This window comes from Mycolicibacterium vaccae NBRC 14118 = CIP 105934, from assembly GCF_001552715.1.
GTDB classification, from domain to species: Bacteria; Actinomycetota; Actinomycetes; order Mycobacteriales; family Mycobacteriaceae; genus Mycobacterium; species Mycobacterium vaccae.
Window position 1 is genome coordinate 1 of sequence record NZ_BCRS01000118.1, and the last position, 20,072, is coordinate 20,072.

General features: G+C 68.8%; 22 protein-coding genes. 12 read left to right on the forward strand and 10 right to left on the reverse strand.

The window, feature by feature from the left end:
• The 3 genes from MVA01S_RS20585 to tenA all read right to left on the reverse strand — a co-directional run.
• The coding region (locus MVA01S_RS20585) for a DUF1688 family protein (RefSeq protein WP_060941680.1) at nt 1–1,224 on the reverse strand (1,224 nt) is incomplete at its 3' end.
• Entirely contained in the window at nt 1,221–2,492 is a 1,272-nt protein-coding gene (locus MVA01S_RS20590) for a GTP cyclohydrolase II (RefSeq protein WP_003932418.1), read from the reverse strand. The genes MVA01S_RS20590 and MVA01S_RS20585, both read right to left, overlap by 4 nt.
• A gap of 79 nt (nt 2,493–2,571) precedes the next feature.
• Entirely contained in the window at nt 2,572–3,270 is a 699-nt protein-coding gene (gene tenA / locus MVA01S_RS20595) for a thiaminase II (protein ID WP_003932419.1), read from the reverse strand.
• An 88-nt stretch (nt 3,271–3,358) separates the two neighbouring features.
• On the opposite strand from tenA, the gene MVA01S_RS20600 reads away from it, so the two are divergent.
• From MVA01S_RS20600 to ripD, 3 genes are all read left to right on the forward strand, one after another.
• Entirely contained in the window at nt 3,359–4,045 is a 687-nt protein-coding gene (locus tag MVA01S_RS20600) for a DUF899 domain-containing protein (RefSeq protein WP_003932420.1), read from the forward strand.
• Nucleotides 4,046–4,097: 52 nt separating this feature from the next.
• Nucleotides 4,098–4,595, forward strand: coding sequence for a thiol peroxidase (gene tpx, locus MVA01S_RS20605; protein ID WP_003932421.1), 498 nt, complete (start codon nt 4,098–4,100; stop codon nt 4,593–4,595).
• A 198-nt stretch (nt 4,596–4,793) separates the two neighbouring features.
• Nucleotides 4,794–5,399, forward strand: coding sequence for an NlpC/P60 family peptidoglycan-binding protein RipD (gene ripD, locus MVA01S_RS20610; protein ID WP_003932422.1), 606 nt, complete (start codon nt 4,794–4,796; stop codon nt 5,397–5,399).
• Between the two features lie 6 nt (nt 5,400–5,405).
• Here the strand turns inward: ripD and MVA01S_RS20615 are convergent, their stop codons facing one another.
• Complete coding sequence (locus MVA01S_RS20615) at nt 5,406–6,374, reverse strand: oxygenase MpaB family protein (RefSeq protein ID WP_003932423.1); 969 nt, start codon at nt 6,372–6,374, stop codon at nt 5,406–5,408.
• 145 nt (nt 6,375–6,519) lie between these two features.
• On the opposite strand from MVA01S_RS20615, the gene MVA01S_RS20620 reads away from it, so the two are divergent.
• The 3 genes from MVA01S_RS20620 to MVA01S_RS20630 all read left to right on the forward strand — a co-directional run bounded on the left by MVA01S_RS20620 (nt 6,520) and on the right by MVA01S_RS20630 (nt 10,432).
• Complete coding sequence (locus MVA01S_RS20620) at nt 6,520–7,086, forward strand: TetR/AcrR family transcriptional regulator (RefSeq protein WP_040542381.1); 567 nt, start codon at nt 6,520–6,522, stop codon at nt 7,084–7,086.
• Between the two features lie 294 nt (nt 7,087–7,380).
• On the forward strand, nt 7,381–8,547 hold the full coding sequence (locus MVA01S_RS20625) for a PE-PPE domain-containing protein (RefSeq protein WP_040542383.1): 1,167 nt from the start codon (nt 7,381–7,383) through the stop codon (nt 8,545–8,547).
• A 73-nt stretch (nt 8,548–8,620) separates the two neighbouring features.
• A complete protein-coding gene (locus tag MVA01S_RS20630; protein ID WP_003932426.1) occupies nt 8,621–10,432 on the forward strand; it encodes a fatty acyl-AMP ligase in 1,812 nt (603 codons plus the stop codon).
• Nucleotides 10,433–10,436: 4 nt separating this feature from the next.
• Here MVA01S_RS20630 and MVA01S_RS20635 read toward each other — a convergent pair whose 3' ends face one another.
• Nucleotides 10,437–11,147, reverse strand: coding sequence for a CPBP family intramembrane glutamic endopeptidase (locus tag MVA01S_RS20635; RefSeq protein ID WP_003932427.1), 711 nt, complete (start codon nt 11,145–11,147; stop codon nt 10,437–10,439).
• Between the two features lie 21 nt (nt 11,148–11,168).
• Nucleotides 11,169–11,780: a YdcF family protein gene (locus MVA01S_RS20640; protein WP_051015351.1), complete on the reverse strand. Its 612-nt coding sequence runs from the start codon at nt 11,778–11,780 to the stop codon at nt 11,169–11,171.
• A 122-nt stretch (nt 11,781–11,902) separates the two neighbouring features.
• Between MVA01S_RS20640 and MVA01S_RS20645 the strand changes: the two genes are divergently transcribed.
• Nucleotides 11,903–12,460 (forward strand): hypothetical protein, encoded by a 558-nt coding sequence (locus tag MVA01S_RS20645; RefSeq protein WP_040542561.1) that lies wholly within the window; start codon nt 11,903–11,905, stop codon nt 12,458–12,460.
• Between the two features lie 269 nt (nt 12,461–12,729).
• The gene (locus tag MVA01S_RS20650; protein ID WP_040542563.1) at nt 12,730–14,166 is read left to right on the forward strand and encodes a hypothetical protein; all 1,437 of its coding nucleotides are present in this window, start codon (nt 12,730–12,732) and stop codon (nt 14,164–14,166) included.
• A 30-nt stretch (nt 14,167–14,196) separates the two neighbouring features.
• Here MVA01S_RS20650 and MVA01S_RS20655 read toward each other — a convergent pair whose 3' ends face one another.
• Nucleotides 14,197–14,949, reverse strand: a complete 753-nt coding sequence (locus tag MVA01S_RS20655) for an alpha/beta hydrolase family protein (protein WP_003932431.1) — start codon at nt 14,947–14,949, stop codon at nt 14,197–14,199.
• A 97-nt stretch (nt 14,950–15,046) separates the two neighbouring features.
• Here MVA01S_RS20655 and MVA01S_RS20660 point away from each other — a divergent pair, with 97 nt between their 5' ends.
• Nucleotides 15,047–15,928 (forward strand): TIGR03854 family LLM class F420-dependent oxidoreductase, encoded by an 882-nt coding sequence (locus MVA01S_RS20660; RefSeq protein ID WP_003932432.1) that lies wholly within the window; start codon nt 15,047–15,049, stop codon nt 15,926–15,928.
• Here MVA01S_RS20660 and MVA01S_RS20665 read toward each other — a convergent pair.
• Nucleotides 15,900–17,441, reverse strand: a complete 1,542-nt coding sequence (locus MVA01S_RS20665; RefSeq protein ID WP_003932433.1) for a class I adenylate-forming enzyme family protein — start codon at nt 17,439–17,441, stop codon at nt 15,900–15,902. The two genes, MVA01S_RS20660 and MVA01S_RS20665, sit on opposite strands and share 29 nt — an antisense overlap.
• A 64-nt stretch (nt 17,442–17,505) precedes the next feature.
• On the opposite strand from MVA01S_RS20665, the gene MVA01S_RS20670 reads away from it, so the two are divergent.
• Genes MVA01S_RS20670 through MVA01S_RS20680 form a run of 3 tightly spaced genes read left to right on the forward strand, consistent with a single transcriptional unit; the run spans nt 17,506 to nt 18,864 of the window.
• Complete coding sequence (locus MVA01S_RS20670) at nt 17,506–18,018, forward strand: DinB family protein (protein WP_040542387.1); 513 nt, start codon at nt 17,506–17,508, stop codon at nt 18,016–18,018.
• 43 nt (nt 18,019–18,061) lie between these two features.
• Entirely contained in the window at nt 18,062–18,430 is a 369-nt protein-coding gene (locus MVA01S_RS20675; RefSeq protein WP_003932435.1) for a SpoIIAA family protein, read from the forward strand.
• 50 nt (nt 18,431–18,480) lie between these two features.
• On the forward strand, nt 18,481–18,864 hold the full coding sequence (locus MVA01S_RS20680; protein ID WP_003932436.1) for a DUF4267 domain-containing protein: 384 nt from the start codon (nt 18,481–18,483) through the stop codon (nt 18,862–18,864).
• Nucleotides 18,865–18,876: 12 nt separating this feature from the next.
• Here the strand turns inward: MVA01S_RS20680 and MVA01S_RS20685 are convergent, their stop codons facing one another.
• The gene (locus MVA01S_RS20685) at nt 18,877–19,425 is read right to left on the reverse strand and encodes a methyltransferase domain-containing protein (RefSeq protein ID WP_003932437.1); all 549 of its coding nucleotides are present in this window, start codon (nt 19,423–19,425) and stop codon (nt 18,877–18,879) included.
• A 27-nt stretch (nt 19,426–19,452) separates the two neighbouring features.
• Nucleotides 19,453–19,797, reverse strand: coding sequence for a DUF3253 domain-containing protein (locus MVA01S_RS20690; protein ID WP_003932438.1), 345 nt, complete (start codon nt 19,795–19,797; stop codon nt 19,453–19,455).
• Nucleotides 19,798–20,072: the final 275 nt, after the last annotated feature.

The window sequence follows — 20,072 nt, forward strand, 5'->3', positions numbered from 1 at the left end:
CCCGCCGCGCAGCCGCTGGGCCGCCGCCCGCCCGGCCGCCCACGTCCCGCCCTCCAGCACACACGCCAATGGCAGGTCCGAGGCGCCGGCGCCGAGCCGGTCCCGCACCAACGGTGTGAGTTCGTCGAGCAGCGCCACCGTCAGCCCCCGCCACTCGACCACCAGCTCGTCGCCGGGGGTCCAGCTCCGGTCCGCGACCTGCGGGTCGCGCAGACCCAGTGCACCGTGGTCGAGCAGCAGACCGCCGTTGCGGTACTCCGGCAACCCGGTCAGGGCGTCGACGCCGGTCACCGTGACACCGGCCCACTCGAACGGCTCGAGCAACGAGTACGTCAGCCACTGCGACAGTTTGTGCAGGGGGAGCCAGCCGGCCGTCAGCCCGGGACCGGTCACCGCGTCGTGGCGCCAGCAGTCGCCGACCGGCTCACCGCCGATCATGTTGCCGGACGGCCAGATTCGCGACAGCGACGCCAGCAACCGGGCCAGGATGTCGGCGGCACGGACCTCGGCGGTGACGGCCAGGCCGTCGTAGAGGCCCCCGGGTCGGCCCTGTTCGCCGAACACCTCGGGCTGTGCCGCCAGCGCGTCGCCGAGCCGGTGCATCAGCGCGACGCGGCCCGCGAGCCCCACCAGCGGGTTGTCCGGCCCGATCTGGAACGCCGCGGCCAACCGCTCCTCGGTCAGGGCACGCAGTCCGGTGGCATCGACCCGCAGGGGCCGGCCCGGGTCGCCGGAGAACAGCCCGGAGACGAAGGCGTGCCAGCTGGCCACCCCCAGGCCCTCCGAGCGGGTGAACCGCACGCGCGACGGTCCCCGCGTCTCGGTGTATCCCCACTGGGCACCGGCGCCCGCGTCGAGCAGCACGCTGACCACTGTCAGGTCGATCATCGCCCGGGCCCGCTCGTCGGCGTCGGCGTCGGCGTCGGCGTCGGCGAGCAGTGCGGTCAGTTCGCCCGCGCGGTCCACCCCGCCGGCCTCGAAATGCCGCCACCTGCTGTGCACCGGGATCCGCAGATCCGGGAATCGGGATCGCGTGAGTGCCGCGACCTCGGCGGCGGTGCGCTCCAGTGCGGAGTCGTCGACGGTGAACCACCGCGAGTCGCCGGCTCGGGCGCGCCCGAGCAGTTGCGCTGAACGGGTCCGCACCTCCTCGGTGGCCCGCAGCAGCTCGGCGGCACCGGCGGGACCGGCGGCGTCGGGCGCGGCGTGGGTCTGCGCCGTCATCCGTCCAGCGCCCTGCCTTTGGCCTTCTTCAGCTCGTCCGCGTCGGGCACCTGGCCGGGGGTGAAATAGCCGGCGGCCATCTTCGCGTCGATCTCCACCCGCGCGTCGGCCGGGACGAGGTCGTCGGGGATCGACACGCGTTCCCCGACCTCGATGCCGGAGCCGGTGATCGCGTCGTACTTCATGTTGCTCATCGAGACCAGCCGGTGGATCTTGCGGATGCCCAGCCAGTGCAGGACGTCGGGCATGAGCTCCTGGAACCGCATGTCCTGCACCCCGGCCACGCACTCGGTGCGGGCGAAGTACCGGTCGGCGGTATCGCCGCCGACCTGCCGTTTGCGGGCGTTGTAGACCAGGAACTTCGTCACCTCGCCCAATGCCCGGCCCTCTTTGCGGGAGTAGGCGACCAGCCCGACCCCGCCGCGCTGCGCGCCCAGGATGCATTCCTCGATCGCGTGCGTCAGGTAGGGCCGGCACGTGCAGATGTCCGAGCCGAACACATCCGATCCGTTGCACTCGTCGTGGACGCGCGCGGTCAGTTCGACGCCGGGGTCGGCCAGCGCGCGCGGGTCGCCGAAGATGTAGATCGTCTGCCCGCCGATGGGCGGCAGGAACACCTCGAGGTCCGAGCGGGTGACCAGCTCCGGGTACATGCCACCGGTTTCCTCGAAAAGCACTCGGCGCAGGTCTGTTTCGCTGCAGCCGAACCGCTGCGCGACCCCGGGCAGGTGCCAGACCGGTTCGAGCGCGGCCTTGGTGACCAGCGCCGCCCCGGTCCCGAGCAGTACCCGGCCGTCCGGGCTCAACCGTCCTTTGAGGATCGCGTCGTGCACCTCGGGCAGGATCACCTGCGCCTTGGTCACCGCGATGGTGGGCCGGATGTCGATGCCCGCGGCGATCTGGTCGGCGAACACGTCGGCGACCGTCGCCCCCCACGGGTCGAGGCTGACGATCGCGTCGGGATCGGTCCACTGCGGATGCGGCCCGATCACGTCGGTCGGCGCGGTGTCGGTCAGGTCGGCGCGGTGTTCCCGGGACAGCTTTCCGGCGGCGACGGCCAGCGCCCGGTACACCCCGTAGGCGCCGCTGTGGGTGCCGATGACGTTGCGGTGCGCGCGCGTGGTGGTGGTGCCGACGACCGGGCCGCGGGCGGCCGCGCTGGGGGCGCCCCAGTGCAACTGCGGCGCTTCAGCGCCCGCGCTGTGCGAGGTCAGCCTGATGTGACCGCCCGGGGATCTGGCGGGTGGCGGAGCGCCATCGGCGGACATCGGCCTCCTCGGCGAAGTGCGCGCTCAAACAGGAAGCCGCCAGCTTAGCCACTGCGCGCGGTCCGCGCCGCCCGTCAGCTCATACCGGCCACTGTTCACGCCGGTACGCGGCGTCGAAGAACATCCATTCGTACCGCGACGTCGTCACAAAATGGGCACGTGCACAAGCCTCTTGGGCCGCGGTGAGCTGTGGTTCGACCCGGTCGGCGAGGGTGAGCACCTCGGTGACGGTGGCCGCGAAATCGTCGCCGCCGTAGCTGTCGATCCACTGCTGGTATCGGGGATCGGTGGACCCGCGCGCCAGCAGCTCGGCGCCGATCTCGGCGTAAATCCAGTAGCAGGGCAGCACCGCGGCGAGCCCGTCGGCGAATCCGCCGTCGTACACAGTCGCGAGCAGGTAGCTGGTGTAGGCCTGGGTGGTCGGGGAGATCGGCACGCCGTCGACGCTGCCCGGAGACAGGCCCAGAGCGGGAAGCAGTTCGGCGTGCAGTGCGAGTTCGACGTCGAGCACCTCGGCGGAGTGCCGGGCGAACATCGCGGTCTCGGCCAGCGTCGGCGCTTTGCCCGCCACCAGCGCCAGCGCACGGGCGTAGGTACGCAGGTAATGCACGTCCTGCGCGACGTACCCGGCGAACGCGTCGGGATCCAGGGTCCCGTCGGTGAGGCCGGTGACGAACGGGTGGACGACGATCGCGTCGAAGATCGGCGCGATTTCGGCCCACAGGGCGGTTGTCCAGGAGTCAGGATTACGGGGACCGATGCGCGGGGTGACGCTCACGTCGGCGTTCCTTTCAGCGATGAGTTTGCGACCGGCGCGTGGTCGATACGGATGTCCACACCGATTAATCTACCGGAGGCCGACTGTAATGACCGATCCCAACGCGCTGCCGCCCGTGGTCGACAACCAGACGTGGCGGGCGGCGCTCGACGAACTCCGCAAGCGAGAGAAGGCGGCCACCCGCGAGCTGGACGCGATCGCCGCGCAACGCAGACGGTTGCCGATGGTGCAGATGCCGGACTACACATTGACCGGCGCCGAAGGCCCGGTGCGACTGGCCGACATTTTTGACGGGCGCTCGCAGCTGATCGTCTACAACCACATGTGGTCCGACGGTGCCGAGTGGCAGTGCGGCGGCTGCACCGGCTTCACCTCACAGTTCACCCGCCTGGATTTCCTCGACAACTACGACGCGAGGTTCGTGATCGTCACGTCGGGACCGATCGAGGAGGCACTGGCCTACCGGTCGAAGGTGGGCAACACGATGGACTGGTACTCGTCGGCCGACAGTCCGTTCGCCGCCGACGTCGACGCTGCGCCCAACACCGGCTTCGCGGTCAACGTGTTCCTGCGCGACGGCGACTCCGTGTACCGGACCTGGCACACCAACGGTCGGGGGACCGAGCAGATCAGCTACACGTTCCCGTTGATCGACCTGCTTCCCTGGGGACGCCAGGAGGAGTGGCAGGACTCCCCGCAGGGCTGGCCGCAGCGGCCCACCTATTCGGGTTGGCTGGATTCACCCGACATCGCCCGCGCCTACGGGAACCTCTGAGCGCTCGAACCCCGTCGCGACGGGACGAGTGCGGCTTGGCAGACTGTGCTGCATGGCTCAGATAACTTTGCGAGGAAATCCCATCAACACCGTCGGCGAGCTGCCCGCCGTCGGGTCCGCGGCACCCGGTTTCACCCTCACGGGCACCGATCTGGGCACCGTGGGCGCCGACCAGTTCAGCGGCAAGCCGTTGCTGCTCAACATCTTCCCTTCGATCGACACCCCGGTGTGCGCCACCAGCGTCCGTAAGTTCAACGAGAGTGCCGCCGGCGGCGGAGTCTCGGTGCTGTGTGTCTCGAAGGACCTGCCGTTCGCGCAGAAGCGGTTCTGCGGCGCCGAGGGCATCGAGAACGTCACCACGGCCTCGGCCTTCCGTGACAGCTTCGGCGACGACTTCGGTGTCACCATCGCCGACGGTCCGATGGCCGGACTGCTGGCCCGCGCCGTCGTGGTGGTCGGGGCCGACGGCAACGTCGCCTACACCGAGCTCGTGCCCGAGATCGGCCAGGAGCCCGATTACGACGCCGCGCTGGCCGCACTGAAGTCCTGAGAACCGGAACACCATAGAGGGCGGCACGCGAGCGTAGGTCACAGCTCGGTTCCGGTCCCGCATCTCCTTGATCCATCGTCCTGCGACGACGCCAAATCCCCACGTTATGTGGTGTAGAAGTGGTTGTAGTGACTATTGGTAATCAAAGAGTCCAGCGCCGGTGACGGTGCCGGCGGCCCGGAAAGCGGTGGAACTGCAATGCGACGCGTCTTCGTCTTCGTGATCGGTCTCGCCCTGGTGATGGCGACACCGGGCCTCGCATCGGCTCAGCCCGCGCGATCGGCGACCAACCAGAAAGCGGTCGAGGTCGTGATCGCGCGGGCCCTGGCCCAGCGCGGCGTTCCGTTCGCCTACGGCGGCGGCGGTGCCTCCGGGCCCAGCAAGGGCACCGTGGCTCTGCCGACCGCGCCGTCGGATCAGGCCGAGATCGACGCCCAGTCGCTCGATCTGGCGCCAGGCCTGAACCTGCCCAGCGTCACCCCCAATGTGGCCGCGCCGGTGCCCGCACCGGCCCCGCGCATCGAGGTCGTCGGTTTCGACGCCTCGGGCCTGATGGTCTACGCATACGCCGGTGTCGGGGTGAAGCTCCCCAGGTCGTCCGGCGAGATGTACAAGGTGGGTCAGAAAGTTCTTCCCGCACAAGCGCTGCCGGGCGATCTGATCTTCTACGGACCCGAGGGCACGCAGAGCGTCGCCCTGTTCACCGGCAACGGCCAGATGGTCGAGACCACCGATTCGGGTGTCGCCGTCTCGCCGGTGCGCACCAACGGCATGACCCCCTACCTGGTCCGCATCATCGCCTGACCCGGCTCAGGAATGCGCGACGGCTCCCGGCACCCGGTACGCGAACGACTTCTTCTGCCGCTCCTGCATCTTCTGCAGGCACTGATGGTGCTTGCGGGCGTGATAGGCCAGCGGGAAATAAGTCAGCCGCTCGGGCAGAACGCGGTAGGCGGCGCGGATCACCGTGTACACGCGAACCAGCTCACGCTGCTCCCGTTCGCTCCACGTGACGCCGAGTTTGGCACGTAGACGAGGGTCGAGTAGGCCCACGATCGACAGGTAGTTCAGCCGTAGCCCGCGCCGCACCATGGCCCGTGCCACCGGGTGCAGGGCGAGCGGGAGCCCCTGCGGGAGGTGCACTTTGCCCGTCACCATCTCATCAACCAGTTGCAGCGCCTGTGGCGTGCCCTCCAGCTTGTCGACCATCTCCTCGTAGTAGCGGTCCATCTCGTCCCGCGTCCGGGGATACCCGTTCATCGGGACGTGCAGTAGACGCGCGAGCGTGCGGTTGTCGCGCAGCAGCTCGTCCTTCTCCAGGTCAGTGAACTCCCGTCCGATCAACAGGGGACCGGCCTGGGCGTTGGCGATGTAGCCCGTCGCGATGACCCACTGGTAGGCCTCGGGATTCAGCGCGCTGATCTGTCGCCCCGTGGTGGCGCTCTTCATCGTCATGGGCTGGTGCATCGCCCGGACGCGGTTGCCTTCGGCGACAGCCTCGGTCCCACCGTAGGTCCACCGCAGCACCGAGTCGATGGATCGGATCGCGCGACCGCCCTGATCGCCGTGAAACGCCGCCGAGTAGCGGCCGGTGACCTCCGCGATGACCGGATGCATCGCCTGCATCATGAACGCGGCGCCTTCGAGGACCAAGAACGTCCACCGGCCGGTGTGCTCGGCGGTCAGCGAGTCCGGCGGGACCAGTTCGGGGGCGTCAGGTTCGGCGGCTGCTGCGGGGGACAGGTCTGCGTCCAGTTCGGAATCCCTGGTGGCGGTCATATGGCGGCAAACCTCCTGATGACGGGGTTGCCGAACGCTAATATGACCGCCAGGTCGCATTCAAGTCGCGTCAGGAGTACTGATGGCCGTCAATAAGCCCAGTTCAGAACGACGGAAACTGCCGAGGCAGCAGAGGTCCCGCGACATGGTCGCAAAAATTGTGGACACGACGGCGCAGCTGCTGCTCAAGACAGATCCCGACCGGCTGACCACGAACCTGATCGCCGACACCGCCGGCGTCAGCAAGGGCTCGATCTACCAGTACTTCGCCGACAAGGACGAGATCGTCAATGCCGCGATCGCGCGGTTGGCAGCCCAGCAGGCACCCGCGATCGAGGAAATGCTCAGATCGGTCACGCTGGATCAACCGCAGGCGGCGATGCAGGCCTCGATCGACATCCTCATCGACGTCACGATCGCCAACCGGCGCCTCATCCGGTACCTCGCCGAGCGGCCCGACTACACCAGAACGTTCCAGGACATCTCCGGCCTCAACGCGACGCTGCTGGCGATGACCACGCTGCACATGGGCCACTACCGCGACCAGTACCGCAATGAGCTCAGCCCGCGTGCGCTGGCCTGGTTGTTCTTCAACATGGCGGTCTCCACCACGCTGCGCTACATCGAGTCCGACGACCCCATCAGCCTCGAAGAACTGCGCAGCGGACTCAAGTTCGCGTCGGCCGGCCTGCTGGTCGGCGACCGCGCCTGAGCCGGCCGGACGCATCCATCGCCTAGCAAACGCATTTCCATCAGGTTAACCGCACCGAATCTCTGGTAGATAAATTCGCTGCGTGGAGCGTCTCACCCGCCGCTCGTGGGCATGCACCAGCAGGCCCAGCCCCTGCCTGTCGGCGGGTGCGACCGGCATCGGCCGGGTGCCGAGCCGCCCCGGTGAACCCGAGAAGCCGTAAATATTGTGGGATTGACGACCGTCTATTAGTGTCATCTCGCCGGATCAGCTTCGGTCCAGCGCCTCTGGACCTCTCCCACAAAGGACCGCCACGTGCGTGGACTGCTCGCCGCTGCCAGCGCCATATCGGTTGCTGCGCTGACCTTCACCACCCCACAGCCATACGCGCTGGCAGCAAACGTATTGACCGTCACCGGCTACACCGCCGGCGGTACCTTGCAGTGGGACATGAGCAAGGCGTTCCAGGGCCACTACTGCGACTCCGATTCGGGCAACACCTGCACGCCGGTGAGATACCTGTCCGGGTTGCCGCTGGTGGGGGAGTCCGACGGTCTCCGGGCGCTGCGATCGGCGATCAAGACCTCGACTGGTCCGACGGTCGTTCTGGGCTACTCCCAGGGCGCGTTGATCGCCGCGGATTGGCTGGCCCAGCACGACGACGCAGCCGACCGCCCCTCCCCGGAGGAACTGTCATTCGTGCTGTTCGGCAACTCGCTACGGAAGTACGGCGGGGTGCGCCCGGCATACGACATCGACCCACCGACGCCGGAGAGCGATTACCACGTCACCGACATCGCGATCGAATACGACGGCGCCGCCGACTTTCCGGACGATCCGTTCAACCTGCTAGCGCTGGCCAACGCGTTCGCCGGCTTCCAGTACGTGCACATCTACGGCTATGACGACGTGGATCTGGAGAACGACGAGAAGCTGGTCTGGACCGACGGCAACGTCACCTACGTCCTGATCCGGCGCGAGAACATCCCCCTTCTGGAACCCCTGCGCCGTCTCGGTCTCCACGAACTGGCCGACCAGCTCAACGGACCCCTCAAGGAGATCATCGACTCCGCCTACGACCGCGACTATCCCGGCCTGGTCGATTCCACCTCCGAAGACGTTGGCGTACAGATGATTTCCGCCGACGCCACGGAGGTCGACGAGGAACCCACCGATCAGGCCACCGACGATGCCGCGACAATGGACTCGGTGTCATCGCGCTCGGAGCGATCCGATGACGCCCCCGGGGACGTCCCTGAGGACGCCGCCGAGGACCGGGACGAGTATCCGCTGAGCCCTGACGATTCCGTCGACGACACCGCACCGGACGAAGAGGATGTGCCCGCGGAGACCCCTGACGAGAGCACTGACGACGGCGCCGACGACACGGCCGACGACGAAAGCAACACCGACACCGAAACCGCGAACGACACCGGGCCGGATTCGGCAACGGACTCCGGTTCGGACGACACCGCCGAGTAGTACGGCCACAGGCATTGCCCCTGTTACGCAACGCAATTGCCGGGGGTCTCGGCTGCCTGCCTAGACTGCGGTCATGGACCGCGACACGGCACAGGATGTGCCCGAAGGGCTGCTGCGGATCGAGGACTGCCTCGACGCCGAGGGCGGCATCGTGCTGCCTCCCGGCGTGACGTTGATCTCACTGATCGACCGCAACATCGCCCATGTCGGCGATACCGTCGCCTTCCGGTACCTGGACTTCGCCGGTTCCGCCGGGACCCGGGCCGTCAAACTGACGTGGAGCGAGCTCGGGGTGCGGATGCGGGCGATCGGCGCGCATCTGCAGCAGGTGACCCACCGCGGTGATCGGGTCGCGGTCCTGGCCCCGCAGGGGCTGGAGTACGTGGCGGGATTCTTTGGGGCGATCAAGGCGGGCAACGTCGCCGTGCCGCTGTTCGCACCCGAGTTGCCCGGCCATGCCGAACGCCTGGACGTCGCGTTGCGTGATTCGCGACCGAGCGCAGTGCTGACGACAGTGGCCGCCCGCGGGCCCGTGGAGGAGTTTCTGGCGACGCTGGGGGAGGGCGACCGACCGGCGGTGATCGTGATCGACGAGATCCCGGACGACAAGGCGGCCGATTACGTCCCCGTCGACATCGACGTCGACGACGTCTCGCACCTGCAATACACGGGCGGAGCAACACGCTCACCGGTCGGGGTGGAGATCACCCACCGGGCGGTGGGCACCAACCTGCTGCAGATGATCCTGTCGATCGACCTGCTCGACCGAAACACCCACGGCGTCAGCTGGTTACCGCTCTACCATGACATGGGTCTGTCGATGATCGGCTTTCCCGCGGTGTACGGCGGCCACTCGACGCTGATGTCACCGGCAGCGTTCATCCGCAGGCCGCTGCGGTGGATCGAGGCGCTGTCCGCCGGCGCACGCACCGGTCGCGTGGTGACGGCCGCGCCGAACTTCGCCTACGAATGGGCGGCCCAGCGCGGCGTTCCCGGCGAGGGGTCCGATATCGAGCTGGGAAACGTCGTGCTGATCATCGGCTCAGAACCGGTCAGCATCGGTGCGATCGACGCATTCACCGAGGCGTTCACGCCGTACGGCCTACCCCGCACCGCCTTCAAGCCGTCCTACGGGTTGGCCGAGGCGACGTTGTTCGTGTCGACGATCGGACCTGCCGCGGAACCCAGCGTGGTCCACGTCGACCGGGGGCCCCTGACGGAGGGCTGGGCGGTGCCGGTGTCCGCCGACGACGAGCGAGCGGTCACCCACGTGTCCTGCGGGCAGGTCGCGCGCAGCCTGTGGGCCGTGATCGTCGACGAGAACGGGGCCGAGGCACCCGACGGCCGGGTCGGCGAGATCTGGTTGCAGGGCGACAACATCGGCCGCGGCTACTGGGGCATGCCCGCGCAGACCCGGGCCACGTTCCACGCCAGGCTGTCCGCGACGTTGCCGGACAGCAGCCATGCCGCCGGCGCCGATGTCGAGGGCAGATGGCTGCGCACAGGCGATCTCGGCTTCTACCTGAACGGCGAACTGTACGTGTGCGGGCGCATCGCCGACCAGGTGTCCGTCGACGGGCGCAGCCACTATCCGCACGACATCGAAGCGACTGTCGCCGCGGCGTCGCCCGTGGTGCGCCGCGGATACGCCGCGGCATTCACCGTCGATGCCGGGGTGGTTGTCGTCGCCGAACGGGCGGCGGGCACCGCGCGCGCCGACACGGCGGAGGCGGTCGGCGCGGTGAGATCGGCGGTGCAGCAACGGCATGGGGTGGCGGTCGCCGACGTCCGCGTGGTTCCCGCGGGGGCGATCCCGCGCACGACCAGCGGCAAGCTGGCCCGGCGTGCGTGCCGCGCCGAGTATCTGCGCGGCGGCTTCGACTGACTCCTCAGGTGGCGGGCAGCGCGCCGGCGACGGTGTACATCAGCACCAGGCCCGGGAGCAGATTGGTCACCTGATGCGCGACGATGCTCGCGCTCAGATTGCCGGTGTAGAGGCGCGCCAACCCGATCGGGATCGCGACGACGAGCAACAGCGGGACGCGACTCCACTCCAGGTGGGCCACGGCGAACACCACCGTGCTCACCCAGAAGGCGGCCCAGCGCCCCCAACGTTGTCCCACCGCGCCCCACAGCAACCCGCGGTAGACGATCTCCTCGAAGACCGGAGCCACGATCGCGATCAGCACGAAAACCGCGACCGCCCACGGCCACCCGGCCCGCACTCCTCCGAACACCGCACCGGCCGCGGAATTGGCGTCCTCCCCGACGATCTGGATCCACAACAACGACGCGGGAATCGTCACCAGCAGCCCGGCCACGCCGAACAACAGCCCGGTGCCGGCCGCGCGCCAGGACCACCTCATCGCAAGATCCAGCCGTGGCCCGTTTCCGCGCAGGTAGGTGACCAGGACCGCCACCGCGGCCGCGGCCGCACTCGGCACCCCGACGGCCACCAGGATCATCGAGACGTGCGTGGTGGCCGCACCACCGAGTACCAGCGCCAGCAGCAGCGAGGTGACCAGATAGACGGCCTCGACGAGCAGGAAGGCGCCGAGACCCCAGCGGTGGCGGGGCTCGGCGCGGGGTGCGACAACCACACCCGAACGCTAGTTCACCCCTCAGGTGATGGTGATGAACGGGCTGATGACATCGCGGACGAACTGCGCGATGTTGATCGACGGGTTCCCGTCCGGAAAGCTCACCGTCGCCAGCACGTTTCCGCCCGCCGCGGCGAAGTTGCCGTCGGCCCGGTCCTGGTGGGAGGACGAGGTCACCAGGATGATTCCGGAGGTGCCGGCGTTCTTGGCCAACGGCACCGAGAACGCGGCATTCTGCACGGTGCTGTTGGCCCTGTCCTCGACGATGATCCGGTTGTCGGGGATGCCGTAGAGGCGCAGCATCTTGCGCATCTGCCCGGCCTCGGTGTTGCCGTTGCGCGGGTTTCCGCCGGTCACGATGATCGGCGACTGCGGGAACATGTGGCCGACCGCCATGCCCGCCAGCACCCGGGTGTGCAGGATCGTGCGCATGGTGCCGTCGGGTTTGAGGCCGTAGCCCAGGATGACGATCGCCGGTTTCGAGAAGTCCTTGGCCACGATCTGCGGCGCTGCGGCGGCCGTGCCCGTCGCGGCCCCGCCCACCACCAGTGCCACAGCGACCGTGAGCGCGACGAGCACCGCATGCAAGCGGGTCCGCGGGCTGCGACGTGTCACTGCGGGTGGGGGAGTCATCACCGGGTTCATCGCCGCGGCGGCCGAAGTCATTACGGTCCGGTCTCGAACCGTGAACGATGCGTGTTCGACGGCGCCCGGCATTGGCGTGGATCGGCGATCCCGTGGTCTGGTGGAAGGCGATGTCCATCAACCGTTTCGCGCCCCGTCGGGCGGCTCTGGCCGCGACCGCCACGCTCGTCTGCCTGCCGCTGGCCCTGGCCACGGCGCCGGCCGCCTCGCCGGCGCCGCCGTACGACGACCGGGGTTACGTCGATTCGACGGCGCGCTGCGCGTCCCCGGCCACCCTGGTCGTGTTCGGCAGCACTGCCGGCTCCAGGGTCGCGATCTGCCGTGACACCGACGGCGATCTGCAGTACCGCGGTGTGCGGGTACGCGACGGGGCCCGGCTGATCACGTCCGCGACGCAGTCCTCGGACGGCGCGTTCACCGCCACCAATGACGGTGTCGACTACCTGGTGACGGCGAGCGCGCTGGTGGTCAGTGTGGGGGAGAAGGTGATCCGCGACGAGCCGATGGTGGATTTCCACCGGGCGGCCGGCTCCACCGACGACACCGGAAACACCGGCGAATCGGCCCCGGCGCCGTCGTCGACCACCAGGCCCACCCCGTCGTCGACCACCAAGCCCACCCCGCTGCCCCCGCCGCTGCCCGCCGAGGTCGGCGGCGAAGGAAGCTGACCTTTCGGGCGCGAGCCGCCCCGAAAGTGGAATCGTGACGCCTTCGATGCGTTGCGCTCCGAATTACATCGGTACATCGAGCGAAATGCCGCGAATTCCGTGGTGCTGCGCGATCGAATTTGCCAATTGTGACCTCGACCATTAACTGACGACCCCGTCAGCAAATGTGCGAATTGCGGGAAATTGTCTCCATGAAGTGGACAGGCGATCACATTCTGGATACGTTTTCGTCCGGTCGGGCCACAATGAGCAACATGGAGGGGGCACACATGCCCACAGTCGCACGTAGTTACGTCACCGCAGGGGTTGCCCTGATGGGGGCAGGTGTCATCTCCGCGGCACCGATCACCACACCGCAGTCGCCGCACCGCACAGCAAGCTATGAGGTCGGCCTCGTCGCCGCCACCCAGAGTTGCGAGCCCGGCGAGACGAGCGCGCTGTGCGGCACGCCGTCGGGACTGCCCGCCGGCCCCACGTTCACCCCGACGGCCGACAGTACCAACGTCTTCAACATTCCGGCGAACCTCTTTATCGCACTGGCGAATACGCCGTACCACTTCTTCACCGCACTCGGCGCGGGGAACGTACAGCTCGGTTCCGAGCCCGACGGCGGTCCGAGTTTCCAGCCGGGCTACGAAGGCATCACCCTGACTCAGCCCTCCGGCAACATCGTCGGGCTCGGCGCGAATCTGCACTACGGCGGAAGCTGGTGGGTCTACAGCCCGACGAACATCCTCGGCACCGACGCCGCCGACGTCACGCGCTATCAGGCACTGACCAACGTGCTGGTGCCTTTCCCCGCGCTGTCGGTGCCATTGGGCAACATGCTGGCCGCGGTGGCCGCATCCCAGCTGCCGATGGACGAAGGCTGCTCGGGCACGGGTTCCGGCGGTTGCGACAATCCCTCCGGAATCCTCAGCAAAATGTTTGACGTCCGTGCGATTGCCGCACTGTTTTCGCCGGAGGGATACACCTATCCCGAGGTTCGGGAAGTGATCTCCTGCAACGAACAGGGCCAGTGCTATGTCAAGGATCCCGACGGCCAGGAACTGCCGTGGTCCGGTGAGACCGTCAAGCTCGACCCCACCACGCCGTTCGCGAGCCTCTACGACAGCCTGACCGGCACGCCCGACGTGTCGTCGATCAAGTTCGTCACCCCCGAACTGGTGGTGAGCAGCCTGGTCGCCCTCGGCCGCGGCCTGAACACCGCGTACAACCCGTTCGTGCTCGGCACGCAGTGCTCGATCTGTGCGCCGTTCGTCCCGAACCCGGAGGGCAAGCCGGTACCGGGACCGATCTTCGAGGACCCGGACGCAAACCCGGTCACCGAGAGCGCGCCGGCTGCCGAGGTCGACACCGTCGCCGTCACTCGTCCCGTCGTCGAGGAGGCGCCCAAGGCGACCGTCGACGAGAAGGTTCAGGACCTCACCGATGGCACAGATGTCACCGAGGACGCCGCCGAGGAGGTGTCCGACGAGCCCACCGGGCCCAAGCACCGCAAGCCGTCCAGCACTAGTCAGACGGTGAAGAACGTACGGGAGTCGATCAACTCGACGATCTCCAAGCTCACCGGCGGGTTCAAGAAGCAGGGCGACAAGACCGGCACGAAGTCCGACGAGTCCACTTCCTCGAAGTCGAAGGACGACTCCGGTTCGGAGGCGAAGAAGAGCGATTCCGGTTCCGGCTCGGGCGGTTCCGAGGACTGATCTTCCGGGCGGGCGCGCCGACCGGCGAGGCTAGAGGTACGGGTCGGCCCACGCACTGATGATGCGGGCCGCCCGTGCCGCCTGGTTCCTTTCGGTGAGCAGGTGGTCGGCGCCCTCCAGGGAGACGAAACTGCGGGGATGCCGCGCGGCGTTGAAGATGTCGGCGGCGTTGTCGATCCCGACGGTGTCGTCGGTCGGTGAGTGCATGACGAGCAGCGCGCGGCGCAGCGTGGCGATGCGCTCGCGGAGATCGGCTGCGCGGACGTCCTCGACGAAGTCACGCTTGAGCGTGAGCGCCTTCCCGCCGATCGACAACGAAGCCTCGCCGTCCTTCTCGACGCAGTCCACCAGCGCGTCGTAGATGCGCTCGACGTGGGCGGGCTGACAGGGTGCACCGATACTGGCCACCGCGGCCACCGACGGGCAGTCGTGCGCGGCCGCGATCACCGCGGCGCCGCCGAACGAGTGTCCGACGAGCAGCCGCACCTCACGTCCGTCGGCGTTCATGAACTCCACGGCGCGGACGGTGTCGGCGACCTTGTGCGAGAACGACCCGTCGCCCCAGTCGCCCTGCGAGTCACCCAGACCGAGATTGTCGAACCGCAGCATGCCGATGCCCTCACGGGCCAGCTGCTTACAGATCCGGCTCGCCGCGGGGCTGTCCTTGCCGAGCGTGAAACCGTGGGCGAACACACCCCAGCCCCGCACGGTGCCCTCGGGCTCGTCGATCAGACCGGCCAGCTCGGGCCCGCGGGTGCTGGGGAAGGTGACGCGTTCGGGCACGCGACCATCCTGTCATCCACCTGCTTGCCGGGCGGGGCACAAAGCCGGGCCGCACCGCGTTGCCTCAACGAGGAGTCGACGCGGCAAGGAGTGCATGGTGAAAGTCAGGTTCGGCGTCGGTCTCGGCGCGGACGTCCGGCATGAACGTCTGGGGCAGCTCGTCGACCAGCTGGAGAGCGCGGGGGTTGATTCTCTGTGGTTCTCCGAGCTGGTGTATTCGCCTGCGGTGGAGCCGTTCGTCGGCATGGCCTACGCGCTGGCCCGCACGAGCCGGCTCAAGGTGGGGACCTCGGTGGCGGTGCTGCCCGGCCGGCATCCGGTGCTGGTGGCCAAACAACTCGCGTCGCTGGCCGCGCTGGCACCCAAGCGGGTGTTGCCGGTCTTCGGGTTGCGTTCGGCGCTGCCTGCCGAGCGGGACGCGTTCGTGGTGCCCGACGGTCGGCGGGCGGCGGTGTTCGACGAGTCCCTGCGTCTGCTGCACGCTGCGCTCACCGGGCCCGAGCGCACCTTTGACGGCGACTTCTTCTCGGTGCGGGACCTCGACGTGCAGCCCAGGCCGGATGCGCGCCTGGACATCTGGCTCGGCGGTTCGTCACCGGCCGGCTACCGGCGCATCGGCGAGCTGGCCGACGGGTGGCTGGGCAGCTTCGTGACCCCGGCCGAGGCGGCCCAGGCCAGGCTGGCAATCCGGGCCGCGGCGCAGGCGGCCGGCCGCGAGGTGCCCGAGGATCACTACGGCATCAATCTGGCCGTCGGCGGCGGTGATCTGCCCGCGCCCGTCCTGGCCGCGATCCGCCGGCGGCGCCCCGACCTCGATCCCACCGAACTGGTGGCCGCGGACTGGGCGCAACTGCACCGCCAGATCGACGGCTATCTGGCCGCCGGGCTGACGAAGTTCGTGATCCGGCCTGCGGCCGACGTGGAGATGGCCGAGTTCCTCGATGGGTTCGTCAAAGAGCTTCTGCCGCGCCAGAATTGACGAACCAGCTGCGAATCTCGCGCCGGTTGAGCTTGCCGCTGGGCAGGGTGGGGATCCGGTCGCTGCCGGTGACCAGCCAGCGGGTCGGGACCTTGTAGGACGACAGCGCGTCCCGGGTGCGCCGCGCCACCGATTCGATGTCGATGCCGCCGCCGGCCGGTACCAGCACGGCACACACCTCTTCGTCGCGCTCGGGGTGTTCGGCGCCGACGACCACGCACTGCGCGACGTCGTCGAAGCCCTCGATGACGGCCTCCACCTCGAGCGGTGAGACGTTGGCACCGGAGGTCTTGATGAGCTCGCTGGTCCGCCCGACGTAGAACAGCCGCGGGTCGCCGGTTCGGCGGTAGACCCGGTCTCCGGTGTGATACCAGCCGTCCGGGTCGAACGTGTCACTGCGTTCACGCTTGTTGTAGCCGGCCATCACGCCGATGCCGCGGACCAGCAGTTCACCGACCTGCCCGTCCGGCACCGGGACGCCGGCATCGTCGACGATCGCGATATCGGTGTGGGCGAATCCGCCGGCGGTCTCGGACATGGTGCGGTGCACCGGGAATCCGTCGGGCACATCGGTCATCGCGATGTCCAGCGGGCCGTCGCGCAGCATGGGGGCGGAGCTGAGGTCCCGGTCGGCGAAGCTCGGGTGCTCCCGGAGTCGCTGGGTGAACGCCGGCCACCCCACCAGGCCGGTCGCCCTCTCCTTCTCGGCCAGGTCGAGAGCGGTCGCGGGGTCCAGCTTGGGCAGCACCAGCAGCGTCACGGGTTCGTGCAGCGCGCCGGTCGCCGCGAGCACTCCGCCGATCCAGAAGAACGGCATCGCCGACAGGATCACCGGGTCGGCGTCCGATCCGGTGACGGCGCGGATCGCCGCAGGCCACGTCGACGTCTGTCGTACCAGGGTGCCGTGGGTGTGCATGACGCCTTTGGGGTCGGCCGTGGACCCCGACGTGTGCACCATGATCGCGAGGTCTGCCGGGTGCACCTCGGCCTCGGCGGCCTGCTGGATCGCCTGCGGCACGGCGTCGGCGTCGTCGACGGTGGTCACCCACGGTTGGTCGCCGCCCTCGGTGAACACGATGCGTCGCAGAAACGGCGCTTCGCGCAACGTGATTCGTGGGTCATGTTGTTCGTCCAGGCCGGGCAACGCCTCGCGCAGCCGGCCGACGACGTCGATGTCGAGGACCTGCGGTGGCGCGATCAGCATCGCGACGTCGGCAAGCCGGAGCACCTTGGCGAGTTCGAGAGGGCGGTACATGGTGCTCAGCGGGACCGCGACGGCGCCGATCCGCGACACCGCCAGCCACCAGCTCACCCACTGGGCGCTGTTGGGCATGAACAACCCGATCCGGGTGCCCTTGCCCGCCCCCTGCCCGAGAAGCCAGCGCGCCAGGTGCGCCGACCGCCGGTCCGCGTCGGCGTAGGTCAGTCGCTCGGTCGGACTGACGACGTAACTGCGGTCGCCGTAGGCGCGTGCGGCGGCGGTCAGCAGGGCCGGAACGGTCAGTGCATCCACGTGTCGATCTTCTCCAATGGCCGATCGAGGCCGGGGCCCGGCTCCGGTGGCAGGATCGTCAGGCGTGACCGGGACCCCTCGCGCGACACCGCCGATGAACACCGACGAGCGCACGACGCTGGAGGCGTGGCTGGACTTCCAGCGCGACACCCTGGTGCTCAAGTGCGACGGCCTGTCCGAGGCGCAGCTGCGGCTGGCCTCGGTGCCGCCGTCGCCGCTGACGCTGCAGGGCCTCGTCCAGCACATGGCCGAGGTGGAACGCAACTGGTTCCGGCGCATCCTCGCCGGCGAGGATGCGCCGCCTATCTACGACCCGGAGGCCGACACCACCGGGCACGACGGCGGATTCGATCTCGCCGACGGCATCACCTTCGCCGACGCTACGGCCACCTGGCAACGTGAGGTCGCCGCTGCCCGCGCCAACAGTGCTGCGTGCGCGCTGACCGAGACCCGCCCGTTCATGGGCACCGAGGTGTCGCTGCGCTGGATCTATCTGCACATGATCGGGGAGTACGCGCGGCACAACGGGCACGCGGATCTGCTCCGCGAGCGAATCGACGGCACCGTGGGGGTCTGAGTGGGAGACTCGATGATGTCTGCCCAGGGGTCCGGAGGCTCAGGTGATCGAGGTTCTCGAGGGAATGCCCGCCGGCGTGGTGGGTTTCCGGGTGTCCGGGCGGCTCAGCGGCGACGAACTGCGCGACTTCGGCCCGACGATGGAGACGATGCTCGACGGTGACGAGATCCGCCTCGTCGAGGTGGTGTCGGACGACTATCAGGGCTTCGGTCCCGGCGGCCTCTTCGAGGATCTGAAGATGAGCCTGGGAACGTTCGTGCACCGCCACGGCGCATTCCGGCGCATCGCGATCGTCGCGGACAAAGAGTGGATCGCGCACACGCTGCACGCGGTCGGCTGGATGGTCCCGGGCGAACTGAAGCTCTTCGGCATCGCCGATCTGGAACAGGCGAAGGCGTGGGCTGCGGGTTGACCCCGGCGAAACCGGCACTCGCGCTGCCGAAGTGCACGTAGGGTCCCGGCATGACCGCAGACCGTGCAGCCTTGGTGGCCGGTGGCATCCGGCTGGCGTCGGGCGTCTCGTTCCTCGTCGACCCGCTTCGCGCGAACCGGCTGTGGGGCGATCCCGACGAGCCACCGCCGTCTGCCAGGCTGCTCCTGCGGTCGATGGGGTACCGGGACGCGTTGATCGGCGGGATGCTGATCGCCGCGGGCCTGCGGGGGCAGGACACGCGCGGCTGGTTCCTGGCCTCCGGCGGGGCCGATGCGTCCGACCTGCTCGGCGGAATGAGCGTGCACGACCAGATGCGGCCTGCACAGAAGTTCATCGGTCTCGGCGGCGCGGTGGTCGGTATCGGTGTCGGGCTGTGGGGGTGCACGAGGCGCCCCCGGCCGTCGTCCTCGTGACCCCGCCCGGTTTCACCGCCGGCGCGCCACCAGCCACGCTTCGCCGAGTTCCTCACCGTGCGCGATCGTCTCGAGCGTCCGGAACGCCGCTGTCAGCTCACCCGGCGCCGCCCGGAATCGGCCGCCGCCTGCGCCGACCTCGCTCAGCGCGCTGAATGCGAGCAGGCCGCCGACCGCGAGCCGGTCGATGATGGGGCCGTCAAGACGCGGGTCACGAAACTTGTTGCACAGCAGCACGTCCGCCGCATCGCCGGCGGGCAGACCGTTGTCGAGGTCGATAACTTCGAAGCGGCACCGCGACGCCTGCCCGCATTTCTCGGCGAGTCCGCGCGCCTGCGCGATCGCCTCCGCCGACGCGTCGCACGCCCACACCCGCAACCCGCGCTGCGCGAGCCAGACGCTGGCCGTGCCGGTCCCGCAGGCAAGTTCCACGGCGTGGCCGCGGGTGGGGAAGAGGTCGGCGAAGGGCCGGAAACGCGTAGGCAGGCCAACGTCATCCGCGGTGGGCGGACTCTGCTCACGGTAGCGGCGGTTCCACCGGGCCGCGTCCTGTCCGGTCACGAGAACACAGCGTACGGGCGGACGCGGTCAGCCGTCGGTGCGCACGCGGATCCGGATGGGACCTCGCCAATCCTCATCGGGGTCAAGGACTTTGCCGCGCTGGGTGATCTCCACGGCCCCCGAGCGGGCCAACTCGCGCGCCAGGTCGCGGGCATCGGTCATCAGGTCCCGCCAGTCCCCGCCTCCGACAGCGCGCGCCGCGTCGGACGGGCAGGTGCTGCTGCGCCGGCCGCGATGGGCCGCCAGCGCGAGGATCGAGGCCCGCAACCGCTCCTGCAGCGGCGCCCCGCCCAGCGCGGTCCGGGCGGGCCCTGATCCGGGCCCATCTCCGTCGGCGATCCGCGCCAGTTCGGCGCGGCGTTGCTCCACCATCGGTCTCAGTGTGCCCTAGTTCACGCCGGACGGAGCTCACCAGCGCAGATGCCGTCATGAGCACAGTTGTCGCAGCGGTTGTGTTTACCGTTTCCGGTTTGCGGATAGAACTTTGATGTTGTCAACGACATGCGGGTCGACACCCGGGATTGGAGTGCTCACGATGAAGTTGAACCACGTCCTTGCCAGCGCCGCCGTGTTCGGCGGCCTCGCCGTCGGTGCGGTCGGAGTCGCCTCCACGGCTGCCGCTCAGCCGGGCTGGACACCGCCGCCGG